Source organism: Bowmanella pacifica, from assembly GCF_014645355.1.
Lineage (GTDB): Bacteria > Pseudomonadota > Gammaproteobacteria > Enterobacterales > Alteromonadaceae > Bowmanella > Bowmanella pacifica.
Map to the genome: position 1 here is coordinate 184,593 of NZ_BMLS01000003.1, position 14,785 is coordinate 199,377.

A 14,785-nucleotide genomic window follows, 5' to 3' on the forward strand; every position below is an offset into this window, starting at 1 on the left:
AATAAGTTTAAACGCCTCTATTTTGTGGGCTAAAACAAAATTTTCAATCATACAAAGTGTGAATATTTATGTCGGTGATGTATTTCGACACTCTAAGGTTTTGTCTCTAGCCTCTTTTTCGCCCACAGACATTCATTAAACCGACATAAAAGCTTCAAGACACTTCAATATCTCTTTCATCTCTCACTGTCATCCTCTGGCCCCTTCTGTAACCTAAAGGATTGAAAGATGAACAGATTTCCCCTAACCAAAGTTGCCCTTGCCACCTTGCTTGTTGCTGGCTGTAGTGACGACACCAAAATTGTCACAGAAGAAGTCACTGTTGTAGAACAAGTGCCGGTCGCCGTTAATCAGGCAAACCGCATGCTCAGCGATCCGTTTTTGCAGCTCCCCCAACCCGATGCAGTCAATGTGGTGTGGTTCACTAACTTTGAAGGTCAACAACACCGGCTTGAATACGGTCAGGGGCAAATCGCCATTGCCACCACCACCCAGATGAGCAGAATGATGGAAGACAGCCAATCTGGTGTAAAAGATGAAGACTATCCTGAACTAACCCACCGACAGGTATTTCGTCATGAAGCCACAGCCACAGGCCTGACGGCAGGACAGCGTGAAAATTACCATGTCGTCAGTGTGGACGAGAATGGCCATCAGCTCAGCAGCGAGCGCTTTACCCTGGCTGGCACGCCAGCTAAAGGACAGGCCATGAAGATATTGCTGACATCAGACCTGCAGTCTAAAGTCAATGCGCCGGCCAACTATCAACGTATGGTGGAAACCGTCGGCCGACCCGACGCCGTATTTTTTGCCGGAGATCTGGTTAATGTGCCCGATCGGGCGTCCGAGTGGTTTGATCAAAACAAAGCCAATGCGCCAGCCTTTTTCCCTTCACTGCAAGGCAACTATCAACAATATAAACCCGGATTTCCTTATACGGGGGGCGAAATCCTGCAACATGCCAGCTTGTTTGCCACTATTGGTAATCATGAGGTCATGGGTAGGTATCAACCACAAGAGGAAGGATATGGTCTGAACAAGGCGTTTAATGATCCCCAGCCCAAGTGGTTTGCTGAACAAGCCTATGAACAGGTCAAAGCACAGGTAAATCCAAGCAATGATGCGCAAGTGAAAGCCCAATGGATAGCCGACAACTCCCACAATCAGGATAGCTATCTGGAACTGTTTTCTTTTCCTGATGATGGCCCCCGAGGTGAAGAATACTATGCCGCTGCATTTGGCGATGTGTTCCTGATCTCTATGAATGTCTCACGCATCTGGCGTTCCTGGAGCGTTTCAGGCAATTCACGCAGCAAGTTCACCGAGATGCTGTCTGAACTGGAAAACCCGCAAGCCTGGGGATTTGGTGAATTCTTGTTTGAACAATTTGGCCAAGGTTCTGAGCAGTACCAATGGCTGGAACAGGTCCTGAACTCGCCGGCCTTCAAGCAGGCAAAATACAAAGTGGTCATGGCCCACCAGGGCGCCTTTGGTTTAGGTGATAATACCGTTCCTGTACTGGCTAACCCAATACTGCAACTGGTGGAGTTGGATGATGCAAATAACGAGCAAGTCACCGAACTGGCCTTTCCCCTGACAGCCGAGCAATGGCAACAACAAGTCGTGCCGAAGCTGGCAACAATTACTGAGGTACGTTATCAATATCCACTGGAGCAGGATATTTGGTTTAAAGATATTGAACCCTTACTGGTGCAACACGGAGTGGACCTCGTTCATATCGGCCATTCCCATGTTTGGAACCGCGCACAGGTGGGCAATATGCATTATCTGGAAAGCTCTAATGTCGGCAATTCATACGGGGCGTATTTTCAGGACAACTCTGCGCAATACACTAAAAACAAGCGTGCCAGTTATGCGGACTTCTGGGCCGATGTAGCATCCGAGACACCGCGCTGGGCTGCTCATGATTACCCGGCCTTTGGTGATCCCCAAGGACGCGAAATGGCTTATCCCACAATCTACAGCCCAATGAGTATGCTCAATGACAGTTATCCCAACCTGCCTTTTGTGGCATCCAATGACTTGAGCGTGTTTTCGGTACTGGATACCCAAAGTGGTAGCGTTAAAAGTTACGTGTTTGATCCTTCAGACCTGAAAGGCGACGTCTTACTGTTTGACGAGTTCTCTGTAAATCACTAAGGCTTGTTAAGCCACCAGACAGCCTTGGGCGGCTAACCCTAGGCTGTCTTTGCCATTACCTGGCAGATGCGCCCTTATCAGGGCTTACGGAATATTTTATACTGCCTTCTCCTACCCCAGAAATATAACATCAAATGAACGTATTAATGCTTAGTAGCTCCAGAGAAGGCCAGCATGGCTATCTGGAAACCGCCCGCCCCGCCATTTTGGAACACCTTGCAGGTATTAATGAACTGCTGTTTGTGCCCTTTGCCGGCGTCACCCTAGGCTGGGATGATTATGTTGAAAAAGTGCAGCTAGCACTACCCGAATTAAAAGTAACGGGTATCCATCAAACTGCAGATGCGGTGCGTGCCGTTAACTCGGCTCAAGCCATTGCCGTAGGCGGCGGCAATACCTTTAACCTACTCAACGAACTGTACAAGCAAGACTTGTTGGCCTGTATTCGCGACAAAGTTAAAAATGGCCTGCCATATATTGGCTGGAGCGCCGGGTCAAATATTTGCGGTAACAGCATCCGCACCACCAATGACATGCCTATTATTGAACCGCCTTCCTTTGACGCTTTGCAATTCGTGCCGTTTCAGATAAACCCCCACTATACTGACTATCAGCCGCCGGGACATAACGGTGAAACCAGGGCGCAGCGCCTGGCAGAATTTATGGTATTAAACCCAGCTATGCCGATAGTGGCTATCCGTGAAGGCAGTGCACTGCAAAGAGTAGATAATCAACTAACCTTAACCGGCCCACACCCCGGCATTCTGTTCTTAGGGGGTGAACAACAAGACATCCCTGCTGGACAGGATCTGTCTCACTTACTCTAGGAGATACTGCTATGAAAGTGGTTGAGGTGATGCACCCACTGGTCAAACATAAAATTGGCCTGCTTCGCAATGCTGCCATCAGTACCCGTGAATTTCGCACACTGGCAAGGGAAATAGGCAGTCTGCTGACCTATGAAGCAACAGCAGACTTACCTACCGAGAAAACCCATATACAGTGCTGGAGCGGTGAAATTGAGATCGATCAGATCCAGGGGAAAAAGGTCACTATCGTGCCTATCCTGCGAGCCGGTCTTGGGATGATGGACGGCGTACTGGAATTGATCCCCAATGCGAGAATCAGCGTGGTCGGCATGTACCGCAACGAAGAAACGCTGCAACCGGTGCCCTATTTTCAAAAACTCACCGCCGATTTGGACCAGCGCCTGGCTATTATTGTTGACCCCATGCTCGCCACCGGGGGGTCAATGATTGCTACAGTCGACCTGCTCAAAGCCAATGGCTGTAAGCAAATCAAAGCCCTGGTATTAGTCGCGGCCCCTGAAGGTATTGATGCCCTGGCGGCCAAGCACCCCGATGTGGAACTCTATACCGCCGCCGTCGATCGGCAGCTAAACGAACAGGGCTATATCCTGCCGGGCTTAGGTGATGCCGGCGATAAACTGTTCGGCACCAAATAGACACAAAAAACCCCGTATTAGCGGGGTTTTGCTTTTACCGATAAAGTCAATCGGAAGGTCGCCATTGGCGTATCACCATGCAGTGTCGGACAAGTTACCACGACACTGACGGTACGATTAATTCTCTGCCCACTAACAATGGACTCATCCAGCATCTGATCAATCAAGGCACCATCGTTACTAACAAAATGCACGCGTGCTTCGGGCCGCATTAAGAACTCACCCTGCACATCCTTAAAGGCAAAATTCGCATTCACGCCCCGCGCTTTGGCTTTATGGAACACCAAAAACGCGCCGGCCAGATCAGCGCCGATGGCCAGCGCCCCAAAATATACGCTCCCCAAGTGATTCTTGGTACGCCAGGTATGAGGGATGCTAACTTCCAGACTGTCTTCATCCATACGTTCAATGCGCGGTGAGCAAAAGCCAATCAGTGGGATATAACGCCAGGCAAAGAGTTTTAATCCCCAGTTGGCTTTAGTCGTTAATTTCATGCCATTTCTTCACAATACAGCTTATTATCGCTGCAGATTAACACTGGTTAGACCAGAAGACCATGCATGATGATTAAATAATCGGAGTCAGATCCAGGTACCGGGCAGCCATATCAGGGTTTGACAGTCTGGGGATGCAACCCAGCAGTGGCGCATCAATATGCGCCTTTAGAAAGGCCTGGTTTTCTGCCAGTAGCGGCATATCAACATCTACCTGATTTGCCACCCAGCCTGCCAACGGCAGACCGTCACGACGGATCGCTTCAGCGGTCAGTAAGGCATGATTCAAACAGCCCAGACGCATCCCAACAACCAAAATAACCGGCATGTTCTGCCGGATCACGAAGTCGGACATAAACTGTCCCTCTCCCAAGGGTAAACGCCATCCACCGGCGCCTTCGACCAGCAACACATCAGGCGCTAAGGCTGATAATCGCTGCTGGGCCTCTACCAGTTGGTTGATGTCTATGCTTATGCCCGCTTCTGCGGCAGCAAGATGCGGCGCGATGGGCGCTTCGAAGGCAAAGGGATTAACCCATTCGTAATCAAGAGGCAGACTGCTTGTCGCCTGTAGCGTCAGTGCATCATCATTACGAAGCCCATCGGGGGTGTTTTCACAGCCGGATGCCACGGGCTTAAAGGCCGCTGTTTTCAAGCGGCGGTTTTTAAACTGGGTTAGCATAGCGCGTGATACAAAGGTCTTACCCACCTCGGTATCCGTACCTGTTACAAAAAAACATTTCACTTTTGTATCTCCACAAAGGCCACCTGGTAACTTATCGGCAAACGTCCCGATTTTGCGTAGGCCTTCTGATAATAAGCCTCAAGTTTGCCTAGGGTATGACGGTTTAAACCACTAGGCTGGTTACTTAAGGCCACGCCAGCACCAATGTCTTTCATCGAGTGCAGCACTTCACTGAGACTGTTATGCCAGGTCTGATAAGCTTTGTCTTCAACCTGGCAGTGCAGGCCTGCCCTAAGGGCACTGGTGTAGATATCTTGTACCGAACAAAATGCATTAGCCGAAGTGGGCTGCCCAAGGGCTAACCACCCCTGATGTAACTCCTTCAGCGAGCCCTCCACCATAATGGCTAGCAATCCTTTTGCACCAGGTTTGAGTACCCGCGCCAGCTCGCTAAAGACTCGGTCAAGAGGCTGGCACCATTGCAATACCATGCTGGAAAACACGCCATGCAGGCAGTCATCAGTCAAAGGTAAATGTTCCGCGTCTGCGACCATAAAATCAGCACTGTTGCCATGGGCCTGCGCGGCAAACCTGGTCATGCCCTCGGCCAGGTCCAATGCCAGCAGACGCTGACACTTGTCAGCCAGCAGTCGACTGATACGTCCGGTTCCACAGCCAATATCTAAAACCAGCCCGGAGCTAGCCGGCATCCTTTGTATGGCCTCTAGCCCGATTTGCAGTTGTACATCGGCCAGTTGATCATAACGCTTGGCCGCCTGACTGAATCGCTGGGCAATGCGCTGTTTAGTGTGGCATTCAGCCAACATGCGTCATTCCCCTAACAAGTGTTTGAATCAATTGATTAATATCTGCTTCTGTATGGGCCGCACTGATGGTTATGCGTAACCTTGAACTGGCCGGTGGAACTGTAGGAGGACGAATAGGCGTAAGCCACATACCTTGTTCTCTTAGTTTGCTTGCCAGTGCCATGCAGTGTTTAGCATCACCAATTAACAGTGGCTGGATGGCTGTCTGAGAGGCCATCAACGGCAGTCCCTGCTGACCGGCCAAGTGCCGAAAGAACTGAATATTGTGATTCAACTTGTCTCTTCGCCAGGCTTGCGTATCAATAAGTTTCAGGCTCCCCAAGGTAATCGCCGCCAACAACGGGGACATAGCCGTGCTGTAGATATAGTGGCGGGCATAATTAACCAAATAAGCATAGATAGCATCTGGTACGGCTAGAAATGCGCCGCTGGTGCCAACGGCTTTGCCGAAGGTAGCCATCAGTAAAGGCAATTGTGGCTGCGCCCACTGGCTTGCCACGCCCAAGCCGTCATGTCCGGAAACACCAAAGCCATGGGCATCATCCACATACAATAAAGCCTCATGCTGTGCGCCAAGAAGGCTCAGTTGTTCAAGCGGCGCCACATCGCCATCCATGCTGAAAACACCTTCGCTCATTACCAGGGTATCCCCCTGCGCTTTTTGCAGCAGCGACGCCAAATGTGTCATGTCATTGTGCGCAAAGCGTTGCAGTTTAGCGCCCGAAGCAAGTGCACCGTCCAACATCGAAGCATGGCATAACTTATCAGCCAGAATACTGCCGCCACGCTGCATCAGGGTCTGAATCAGGGCCTGGTTAGCGGCAAAACCACTGTTAAACAGCAATACCCGTTCCCGCTCCAGACGCTCAGCAAGATAATCTTCCAACTCTGCATGTGCCAGGCTATGGCCGGTTACCAGTGCAGAGGCTCCGCTCCCCGTCGACCAATGCTGCGCCGCCTCGGTGGCGACCTGTTTAAGTGCATCACTGTGCGCCAGGCCCAGATAATCGTTGCTTGAGAAGTTGAGATATTGCCGTCCATTCACAACCAGCGTGCGACCATCGGTCTGTTCCACCACCTGACATTGACGAAACAGACTGGCCGCACGCCGCTCAGCCAGTTCGGAGGCGACAAATTCAAAAGCCATAAGGATTATAAGCTGGCGTCGTGGAACAAGGCTTCACTTTGCTGGGCGCTTACTGCGTCCCGCAGCACGGCCTCATGAGCCTCATCAGAGTATTGACGGGTTCGCTCGGTATTGATGCCCAATTTACGGAATAACTGCACATCGGTATGGGCTTCTGGATTTGAGGTTGTCAGGAGCTTACAGCCATAAAAGATTGAGTTTGCCCCCGCCATAAAGCATAAGGCTTGCATCTGTTCGTTCATGGCTTCACGCCCGGCTGACAGTCGCACATGGCTTTTTGGCATCATAATACGGGCGATGGCAATAGTGCGGATAAATTCAAATTGGTCGAGTTCTTCCACATCATCCAGCGGCGTGCCCTTCACCTTCACGAGCATATTGATAGGTACACTTTCCGGTTGCTGCGGTAAATTTGCCAGCTGCACCAGCAATCCGGCTCTGTCGTTATCGCTCTCCCCCATACCGACAATACCACCCGAGCATACGTTCATACCGGCGGCACGAACATTCTCCAGGGTATTCAGGCGATCCTGATAGGTACGAGTGCTAATGATCTCACCGTAAAATTCAGGCGAGGTGTCCAGGTTGTGGTTGTAATAGTCCAAGCCAGCATCCTTAAGCATCATGGCCTGTTCACGGGACAGCATGCCAAGCGTCATACAGGTTTCCATACCCAGCTTTTTCACGCCTTTTATCATTTCAATCACGTAGGGCATATCCCTGTCTTTAGGATTTCGCCAGGCAGCTCCCATGCAAAAACGGGTGGAGCCCACCGCTTTGGCCTCTTTGGCTCGCTCCAGCACTTTTTCCACTTCCATCAGGCGCTCTTTTTCCAAGCCGGTGTCATAGCGGGCACTTTGGGGACAATACTTGCAGTCCTCCGGACAGGCGCCGGTTTTTATCGACAGCAGTGTACTCACCTGCACTTCATTAGGATTAAAATGCTGGCGGTGCACCATCTGCGCCTGGAACAATAGATCATTGAATGGCAACGCAAACAGATCACGCACTTGTTGAACCGTCCAATCATGACGGATGGCAGCCGAAGCCTGCATAGGGATTCCTTTACACTGGGATTTAGCTTCAGTAGTCTATGCGCGGCCCGCACCTTGTCAACCAGAAGCGAAAATCAAACTTTACATCTGGATACTTTTTAATCATGGATCTTCAATTTGATCGCCAGCATATCTGGCATCCGTACACGTCCGCGCTCAACCCGTTGCCTTGTTATGGGGTAGAACGTACCGAGAATGTATACCTGCATCTGAGCAGCGGTGAGAAGCTGATCGATGGTATGGCCTCATGGTGGTCAGCCATCCACGGTTACAATCACCCCCAGCTTTGCCAGGCGGCACACCAGCAGATCGACACTATGTCGCACGTCATGTTTGGTGGTTTAACCCATCAACCGGCTATAAGCCTGTGTCAGTCGTTACTCGATATGGCCCCCCAAGGGTTAAATCGCGTGTTTCTGGCGGATTCCGGCTCGGTATCGGTGGAAGTTGCCATGAAAATGGCATTGCAATATTGGGCGTGCCAGGGCAACCCCAACAAACACAAGTTTCTGACCCCAAGAAACGGCTATCACGGCGATACCTTTGCAGCCATGTCAGTATGCGATCCGGTCAACGGCATGCACAGTCTGTTCAGTCAGGCACTGCCCGAGCAGATATTCGCTCCGGCACCGCAAACCCGCTTTGGTCAGGTCTGGAACGAAGATGACATCCAACCGCTGGCAGAGCTGATGGAGCGCCACCATCATCAGATAGCGGCACTGATCCTTGAACCTGTGGTGCAAGGTGCTGGCGGCATGCGCATCTACCATCCACAGTACCTGCGTCGGGCCCGACAGCTATGCGATGAATACAATATTTTGTTGATCGCCGATGAAATTGCCACCGGCTTTGGCCGCACGGGCAAATTGTTTGCCTGCGAGCATGCAGATATCAGCCCGGATATTCTGTGCGTAGGCAAGGCCTTAACGGGGGGGATGATGACCTTGGCCGCTACCTTATGCAGTGAAGATGTTGCCGTGGGGGTATGTCAGGGACAACCTGGGGTCTTTATGCATGGGCCGACCTTTATGGGTAATCCATTGGCCTGTGCGGTGGCCAATGCCAGTTTGAGCATCTTACAACAAGGCCACTGGCAGACACAGGTCAATACCATTGAAGCACAACTCAAAGAACAGCTTTTACCGCTCACTGCATTGCCCTCTGTCGCCGATACCCGGGTACTGGGTGCCATTGGTGTGGTGGAATGCAAAACCCCGGTTGATGTGGCCCAGATTCAGCGCCGCTGTATCAGCCGTGGCGCTTGGGTGCGTCCGTTTGGCAAGTTAGTCTATATCATGCCGCCTTACATCATTGATTCGGCGCAGCTCGCTCAGTTAGTAGACAGCATCGCGTTTGCACTCAGTGATTAACCGGCAAAAGCCAGCAGCCACACCAGGCAAGCCAGCGAGAGTATGGTCAGTATCACCAGATTCAACCATAAACCATCGCTGCGCCGCCTGGTACGGCGCCTGCGGATAACCAGAGCAATAAGGCTAAGCAAGACGGTCAGGGACAGGGTCACGACCAACCAAGCGGTCAGGGAGTGATGCCAATCCTGTTCGGTGCTAAAACCTAAGGCCTGCATAAAACCAGTCTGCAGCTCAGGTCTGGCGTAGTGAAACAGCAGCATAGCAGCAACAAAAAGTATCCAGCCCAGTACACTGCCAGCCACCAAGATGCGGAACAGCCAATCCTGTTCTGGCGGCAATTGCCGCCTTTCCATACCTGAGTAACGCCGCGAGATTGGTGACATAACGGATTTTGCTTGAGTCTGGCTGTCAGCCAAGTAAGATTACACACCCCGTCCGGGACACTCCAGCTAAGTTGGTTGCGATCCCGGCGCATAATGGCACTAACGTGCCGGGGCATTCCCCAATTAATACTGTAGAGCAAATTTGAGATCCGCGCATGGATCGTCTGGAGAGGTTAGATGGCACACACCCCCGTGGTAGAAATTCTCAAGGGTCAGCACCAGGTAGGTGCAGAGGTTGTAGTCAAGGGCTGGGTACGTACCCGCCGTGACTCTAAAGCAGGCTTGTCTTTCATCGCAGTGCATGATGGCAGCTGCTTTGATGCTATTCAGGTTATTGCCCTGAATAACCTTGAGAATTATAACGATGTGCAAAAGCTTACCGCAGGCTGTTCTGTTGCGGTCACAGGTACGCTTAAAGCATCCGAGGGGCAAGGACAGGCACTGGAAATCGATGCCACCGGTATTGAGGTGGTAGGTTGGGTGGAAAACCCCGATACCTACCCCATGGCCGCTAAACGCCACAGTATCGAATTTTTGCGTGAACATGCCCACTTGCGTCCACGTACCAACGTGATTGGCGCCGTAACCAGGGTGCGTAATTGCCTGTCTCAGGCCATTCACCGCTTTTTCCATGAGCGCGGTTATCTGTGGATCAGCACACCTATTGTGACAGCCAGTGACACCGAAGGTGCTGGCGAAATGTTCAGGGTATCCACCTTAGACTTGCTCAATATTCCTAAAACCGACAAAGGCGAAGTGGATTTCAGCCAGGACTTCTTCGGTAAAGAAGCCTTTTTGACCGTATCTGGTCAGCTAAATGGCGAAACTTACGCCTGTGCCTTGTCCAAGATTTATACCTTCGGTCCCACCTTCAGGGCAGAAAACTCCAATACCAGCCGTCACCTGGCTGAATTTTGGATGATCGAGCCAGAAGTGGCTTTTGCTGATCTCAGTGATATTGCGCAATTGGCCGAAGATTTGCTCAAGTACGTCTTTAAAGCGGTACTCGAAGAACGCGGTGATGATATGGCATTCTTTGCAGACCGTATCAATAAAGATGCCATCAGCCGTCTGGAAAAAGTGATCGACCAAGATTTCGTGCGTATGGATTACACCGATGCCATCGACATCCTCAAACAGTCCGGCAAGCAATTTGAATTCCCGGTTGAATGGGGAGTGGATCTGTCTTCTGAGCACGAGCGCTATCTGGCAGAAGAGCATGTGGGTGCGCCCATTATCATGCAGAACTACCCCAAAGACATTAAAGCCTTCTACATGCGTGCTAATGATGACGGTAAAACAGTGGCCGCTATGGACGTGCTGGCGCCTGGTATTGGAGAGATCATTGGTGGCTCTCAGCGTGAAGAGCGCTTGGATGTATTCGACCAACGCCTGGAAGAAATGGGCCTGAATAAAGAAGATTACAGCTGGTATCGCGACTTGCGCCGTTATGGCAGCGTGCCTCATTCTGGCTTTGGTCTGGGCTTTGAGCGCTTGGTTGCTTATGTCACCGGCATGCAAAACGTGCGTGATGTTATCCCCTTCCCGCGCACACCCGGCAACGCCAACTACTAATGAATTGAAAAACGGGCCAGCTGGCCCGTTTTTTACTTTAGCGCTTCATCCAACTCGGTTACCGGAAAGGCGTTGGCAAAGGCTTGCAATTGCTCGCTGTCCATCTGCTCTGAGCTGAAGCTTAGGAGGCCTCCACTTCTTAACGAGACCTGTAGCACAAGTTTGTCTGGCTCCTGCATTATCATGGCACTGCGGCGCTGAATGCGCAGGGCTTGCCCTTGTCCGCTCTGCAAGCCTAACTGGCTGAATGCACTTAAGGCGCTAACCAAACCACCGGCTGCACCGCTGGCTAGACTGACATTGACCTTCAGCTCATCCTTTTGGTAATCCCGCTCCAGACTGGTAAACCCCAGGGCCTGTTGATGGGCGATTTCTCCGCCGCTGAATCCGGCAATATCATCTTTAAACAACGCGCTAAGCACATTTTGCTTTTCCTGCTCCAGCAGTGTGACGCACCAACGGGCTTCTTCTAATGCGCCGTCCAGATCGTCCTTAGCATAGAGCTTGGCAGCCAATTCGCAGCTTTCTTTAGGGGACTCCTCGGCGGCTAAGCCATAACTCGCTGATAGCAGCGGCAGCAGTAACCAGGCTTTATTCATCACATCGTCCTTCTCGTTATGCTGCCAAAATGACAGGCAGCAGATTATTCGTTCCAGAATTCAAAATAGTCAGCACTGTCCTTGGGTTTTCTGGGCAATGCCTGTGCTTGTGGCGTGCCCAGATACAAAAAGCCGACAATTTCGTCCTGCTCTTGTAACGCAAAGGCTTTTTTAACCTCATCGTTCTGGGCATAACTGCCGGTACGCCAAATACCGTTAAACCCCTGTGCCAGCGCCGCCATTTGCATGGCGTGAACCGCACAAGCCGTTGAGGCAACCTGTTCAATCCAGGGAACTTTAGGATTCTCCTGATACTTGGTAATAGCAACAATCACCATTGGGGCACGAAGGGGCAACTGTGGTGCCCTTTCAATATCCTTTTCCGACATATCAGAGGCAATAGCTGCTTGTTCCAGCAACTCTCCCAGTCGGTTTAATCCCTGCCCCTGACACACCACAAAGCGCCAAGGTGTCAGGGCAGCATGATCCGGCGCGCGCAAAGCGGCCTGCATAATGTTCTCAAGAACCTCACCGGCAGGGGCTGGCTCTTGCAATCTGGGCTGGGAGGTACGGTTTAATAACAGCTCTAATGCGTGCATAACAAGTATCAAAGAATGGATTCTGGCGCTAAATTAGAAAAGGATAGGCCAATTTACAAGGGGCATGATGCGAAAAAATCCACCGAACCCGACCAAAATCAACAGTGCAGTGCCAAAAGGCGCCTTTCATCGCCTGTTTATCAAACAGCAAACCAAAGTTAATGCCAAGCCCGGTACCGCCAGACTGCTGAAAACCTTTGCCGAAGAGGATTATCGGCGCATCGCCAAACTCATTGCGCATTGGCTAAATGAGCAGCCACACGGATAATCCTCGCACCTTGATCAGATGGCTGAAGCTAACTCAGCACCCTGGCGTATTGCCCGTTTTGCGTCGAGCTCTGCCGCGACATCCGCACCACCAATAAGGTGTACCGGTATTCCTGACTGCTGTAATGCGTGTTGCAGTGCCCGTTGAGGCTCCTGACCTGCGCAAATAATCACGTTATCAACAGGCAGACAGCGCGGTTTGCCATTCACCTCAATATGTAAGCCTTCGTCATCGATTCGCTGGTAGTTTACACCAGGTAACATCTGCACCTTTTTATTTTGCAGTGATGCCCGATGGATCCAGCCTGTTGTGGGCCCAAGCCCCTTGCCCACTTTGGTGGGTTTGCGTTGCAACAGGTAAACTTCTCTTGTCGGCATATGGGAGATTGGGGTGGTCAAAGCTCCCCGGCTGGAATATTGCTTATCAATTCCCCAAGATTGTAACCATTGCAGTGGTTGTGTGGTCAATGAAGGCTGCTCAAGCAAATATTCGGCGACATCGAAACCAATACCGCCTGCTCCCACAATAGCGACTTTCTGCCCCACCGCTTTATGGTCACGCAATACGTCCAGGTAGCTCAGCACTTTCTCATGTTCAATACCAGGAATGTTTAACTGGCGGGGCACAATACCTGTGGCCAGCACCACCTCATTAAATTGACCTTGCGTTAATGTGTTTGCATCCACCTCGGTACTCAAATGCAGATTGACGCCCGCCTTGGCAAGCCTGGCAGAAAAGTAGCGTAAGGTTTCATAAAACTCTTCTTTACCTGGTATTTGTTTGGCGTAATTAAACTGACCGCCAATCTCTGTGGCTCTGTCAAACAAATGCACCTCATGGCCGCGCTCGGCCGCATAACAACTAAATGCCAACCCGGCCGGGCCCGCACCAACCACAGCCAGCTTCTTCTTGTGATGAGTGAGGGGAAAATTGAGCTCGGTCTCAAAGCCTGCACGAGGATTAACCAGACAACTGGCACGCTTTTTCTTAAATACATGGTCAAGACAAGCCTGATTACAGGCAATACAAGTATTAATCTCCTCAGCACGCTGTTGCTCAGCTTTATTCACAAATTCTGCATCGGCCAAAAAAGGACGAGCCATAGACACCATATCCGCATGACCATCGGCCAGTACTTGCTCCGCTACTTGAGGATCGTTAATGCGGTTACTGGTGATCAGCGGCACCGACAGCTCTTGTTTCATCCGCTGCGTGATCCAGGTAAAGGCTGCTCGCGGCACCATAGTGCCTATAGTCGGCACCCGCGCTTCATGCCAACCAATGCCGGTATTGATGATAGTGACCCCGGCAGTTTCCAACAGTTTGCCAAGGGCGACAACTTCCTGCCATTCACTGCCCCCTTCCACCAAATCCAACATAGACAGCCTAAAAATAATAATAAATTCATTCCCTACCTTGGCCTTGACTGCCTTAACAACCTCCAGAGCAAAACGTGCCCGGTTTTCAAAACTGCCCCCCCATTCATCGTCACGCTGATTGGTGCGAGGACATAAAAACTGATTAATCAGATAACCTTCAGAGCCCATAATTTCTACACCATCATAACCGGCAGCTTGGGCCATAGCGGCGCAATTCGCGTAGTCCTTAATGGTACTGCGGATCCCCCGCCCAGACATGGCGCGAGGTTTAAACGGGTTAATAGGCGCTTTAATGGCGGAGGGAGCGACGTTAATAGGATGGTAACCATAACGACCAGTGTGCAAAATTTGCATACAGATCTTACCGCCATGCTGATGCACGGCATCGGTAATCACACGATGTTTTTTAGCATGAGCACTGTTAGTCATACGCGAGGCAAAGGGAAACACCCAACCTTGGCGGTTCGGGCTAATGCCCCCGGTGACAATCAAACCCACCCCGCCGGCTGCACGCTCGGCATAAAATGCGGCCAGTTTCTCTATGCCATCTTTCTCTTCTTCCAGACCTAAGTGCATTGAGCCCATCAAGACGCGATTTTTAAGACAGGTAAAACCCAGATCCAGTGGGCTAAGCATGTGCGGATAGAGAGGATGTTTATTCATATTATTCTCAACTGGTCTAATCTGTTGTGAGTCTACCTTAAAATTAACAAGGAGTTCACCTGCTAATGGTGCCTAACGCAAAAACCTATCAATAGAAACGACAAACACGATTAAAC

General features: G+C 51.0%; 15 protein-coding genes. 6 read left to right on the forward strand and 9 right to left on the reverse strand.

Going from position 1 to position 14,785, the window contains the following annotated elements; all coding sequences use genetic code 11:
- Positions 1-228: 228 nt before the first annotated feature.
- The 3 genes from IEX02_RS10855 to upp all read left to right on the forward strand — a co-directional run bounded on the left by IEX02_RS10855 (position 229) and on the right by upp (position 3,625).
- Entirely contained in the window at positions 229-2,160 is a 1,932-nt protein-coding gene (locus IEX02_RS10855; RefSeq protein WP_188694631.1) for a metallophosphoesterase family protein, read from the forward strand.
- Positions 2,161-2,294: 134 nt separating this feature from the next.
- A complete protein-coding gene (gene pepE / locus IEX02_RS10860; RefSeq protein WP_188694634.1) occupies positions 2,295-2,987 on the forward strand; it encodes a dipeptidase PepE in 693 nt (230 codons plus the stop codon).
- 11 nt (positions 2,988-2,998) lie between these two features.
- Positions 2,999-3,625: a uracil phosphoribosyltransferase gene (gene upp, locus IEX02_RS10865; RefSeq protein ID WP_188694637.1), complete on the forward strand. Its 627-nt coding sequence runs from the start codon at positions 2,999-3,001 to the stop codon at positions 3,623-3,625.
- A 17-nt stretch (positions 3,626-3,642) separates the two neighbouring features.
- On the opposite strand, the gene IEX02_RS10870 is transcribed toward upp, so the two are convergent.
- The 5 genes from IEX02_RS10870 to bioB form a co-directional block, all read right to left on the reverse strand.
- Positions 3,643-4,119, reverse strand: a complete 477-nt coding sequence (locus tag IEX02_RS10870; protein WP_188694640.1) for a DUF4442 domain-containing protein — start codon at positions 4,117-4,119, stop codon at positions 3,643-3,645.
- Positions 4,120-4,192: 73 nt separating this feature from the next.
- Positions 4,193-4,864 (reverse strand): dethiobiotin synthase, encoded by a 672-nt coding sequence (gene bioD, locus IEX02_RS10875; RefSeq protein WP_188694643.1) that lies wholly within the window; start codon positions 4,862-4,864, stop codon positions 4,193-4,195.
- A complete protein-coding gene (locus IEX02_RS10880) occupies positions 4,861-5,631 on the reverse strand; it encodes a methyltransferase domain-containing protein (protein WP_188694646.1) in 771 nt (256 codons plus the stop codon). The genes bioD and IEX02_RS10880 overlap by 4 nt, the downstream gene beginning before the upstream one ends.
- On the reverse strand, positions 5,621-6,778 hold the full coding sequence (bioF, locus tag IEX02_RS10885) for an 8-amino-7-oxononanoate synthase (RefSeq protein ID WP_188694649.1): 1,158 nt from the start codon (positions 6,776-6,778) through the stop codon (positions 5,621-5,623). Before bioF ends, IEX02_RS10880 begins: the two co-directional genes overlap by 11 nt.
- Positions 6,779-6,783: 5 nt before the next feature.
- The gene (gene bioB / locus IEX02_RS10890; RefSeq protein ID WP_188694651.1) at positions 6,784-7,833 is read right to left on the reverse strand and encodes a biotin synthase BioB; all 1,050 of its coding nucleotides are present in this window, start codon (positions 7,831-7,833) and stop codon (positions 6,784-6,786) included.
- 104 nt (positions 7,834-7,937) lie between these two features.
- Between bioB and bioA the strand changes: the two genes are divergently transcribed.
- The gene (gene bioA / locus IEX02_RS10895; RefSeq protein ID WP_229702191.1) at positions 7,938-9,203 is read left to right on the forward strand and encodes an adenosylmethionine--8-amino-7-oxononanoate transaminase; all 1,266 of its coding nucleotides are present in this window, start codon (positions 7,938-7,940) and stop codon (positions 9,201-9,203) included.
- Here bioA and IEX02_RS10900 read toward each other — a convergent pair.
- Positions 9,200-9,586: a hypothetical protein gene (locus IEX02_RS10900; protein ID WP_188694656.1), complete on the reverse strand. Its 387-nt coding sequence runs from the start codon at positions 9,584-9,586 to the stop codon at positions 9,200-9,202. The two genes, bioA and IEX02_RS10900, sit on opposite strands and share 4 nt — an antisense overlap.
- A 177-nt stretch (positions 9,587-9,763) precedes the next feature.
- On the opposite strand from IEX02_RS10900, the gene asnS reads away from it, so the two are divergent.
- Positions 9,764-11,161, forward strand: a complete 1,398-nt coding sequence (gene asnS, locus IEX02_RS10905; protein WP_188694659.1) for an asparagine--tRNA ligase — start codon at positions 9,764-9,766, stop codon at positions 11,159-11,161.
- A 32-nt stretch (positions 11,162-11,193) separates the two neighbouring features.
- Here the strand turns inward: asnS and IEX02_RS10910 are convergent, their stop codons facing one another.
- Both IEX02_RS10910 and IEX02_RS10915 read right to left on the reverse strand, forming a co-directional pair.
- Positions 11,194-11,760 carry a hypothetical protein gene (locus IEX02_RS10910; RefSeq protein ID WP_188694662.1) on the reverse strand — a complete coding sequence of 189 codons (567 nt, stop codon included), beginning with the start codon at positions 11,758-11,760 and terminating at the stop codon, positions 11,194-11,196.
- 44 nt (positions 11,761-11,804) lie between these two features.
- Positions 11,805-12,359, reverse strand: coding sequence for an NAD(P)H nitroreductase (locus IEX02_RS10915; protein ID WP_188694665.1), 555 nt, complete (start codon positions 12,357-12,359; stop codon positions 11,805-11,807).
- A gap of 64 nt (positions 12,360-12,423) precedes the next feature.
- On the opposite strand from IEX02_RS10915, the gene IEX02_RS10920 reads away from it, so the two are divergent.
- Positions 12,424-12,627, forward strand: a complete 204-nt coding sequence (locus IEX02_RS10920; RefSeq protein ID WP_188695732.1) for a hypothetical protein — start codon at positions 12,424-12,426, stop codon at positions 12,625-12,627.
- A gap of 14 nt (positions 12,628-12,641) precedes the next feature.
- Here the strand turns inward: IEX02_RS10920 and IEX02_RS10925 are convergent, their stop codons facing one another.
- Positions 12,642-14,669: an NADPH-dependent 2,4-dienoyl-CoA reductase gene (locus IEX02_RS10925; RefSeq protein ID WP_188694668.1), complete on the reverse strand. Its 2,028-nt coding sequence runs from the start codon at positions 14,667-14,669 to the stop codon at positions 12,642-12,644.
- Between the last annotated feature and the right edge of the window lie 116 nt (positions 14,670-14,785).

What these genes read in the sequence shown, in the direction of transcription:
- IEX02_RS10855 (WP_188694631.1), top strand. Translation starts at nt 229, where the DNA reads ATGAACAGATTTCCCCTAACCAAAGTTGCCCTTGCCACCTTGCTTGTT.
- pepE (WP_188694634.1), top strand. Translation starts at nt 2,295, where the DNA reads ATGAACGTATTAATGCTTAGTAGCTCCAGAGAAGGCCAGCATGGCTAT.
- upp (WP_188694637.1), top strand. Translation starts at nt 2,999, where the DNA reads ATGAAAGTGGTTGAGGTGATGCACCCACTGGTCAAACATAAAATTGGC.
- IEX02_RS10870 (WP_188694640.1), bottom strand. Translation starts at nt 4,119, where the DNA reads ATGAAATTAACGACTAAAGCCAACTGGGGATTAAAACTCTTTGCCTGG.
- IEX02_RS10880 (WP_188694646.1), bottom strand. Translation starts at nt 5,631, where the DNA reads ATGTTGGCTGAATGCCACACTAAACAGCGCATTGCCCAGCGATTCAGT.
- bioF (WP_188694649.1), bottom strand. Translation starts at nt 6,778, where the DNA reads ATGGCTTTTGAATTTGTCGCCTCCGAACTGGCTGAGCGGCGTGCGGCC.
- bioB (WP_188694651.1), bottom strand. Translation starts at nt 7,833, where the DNA reads ATGCAGGCTTCGGCTGCCATCCGTCATGATTGGACGGTTCAACAAGTG.
- bioA (WP_229702191.1), top strand. Translation starts at nt 7,938, where the DNA reads ATGGATCTTCAATTTGATCGCCAGCATATCTGGCATCCGTACACGTCC.
- IEX02_RS10900 (WP_188694656.1), bottom strand. Translation starts at nt 9,586, where the DNA reads ATGTCACCAATCTCGCGGCGTTACTCAGGTATGGAAAGGCGGCAATTG.
- asnS (WP_188694659.1), top strand. Translation starts at nt 9,764, where the DNA reads ATGGCACACACCCCCGTGGTAGAAATTCTCAAGGGTCAGCACCAGGTA.
- IEX02_RS10910 (WP_188694662.1), bottom strand. Translation starts at nt 11,760, where the DNA reads ATGAATAAAGCCTGGTTACTGCTGCCGCTGCTATCAGCGAGTTATGGC.
- IEX02_RS10915 (WP_188694665.1), bottom strand. Translation starts at nt 12,359, where the DNA reads ATGCACGCATTAGAGCTGTTATTAAACCGTACCTCCCAGCCCAGATTG.
- IEX02_RS10920 (WP_188695732.1), top strand. Translation starts at nt 12,424, where the DNA reads ATGATGCGAAAAAATCCACCGAACCCGACCAAAATCAACAGTGCAGTG.
- IEX02_RS10925 (WP_188694668.1), bottom strand. Translation starts at nt 14,669, where the DNA reads ATGAATAAACATCCTCTCTATCCGCACATGCTTAGCCCACTGGATCTG.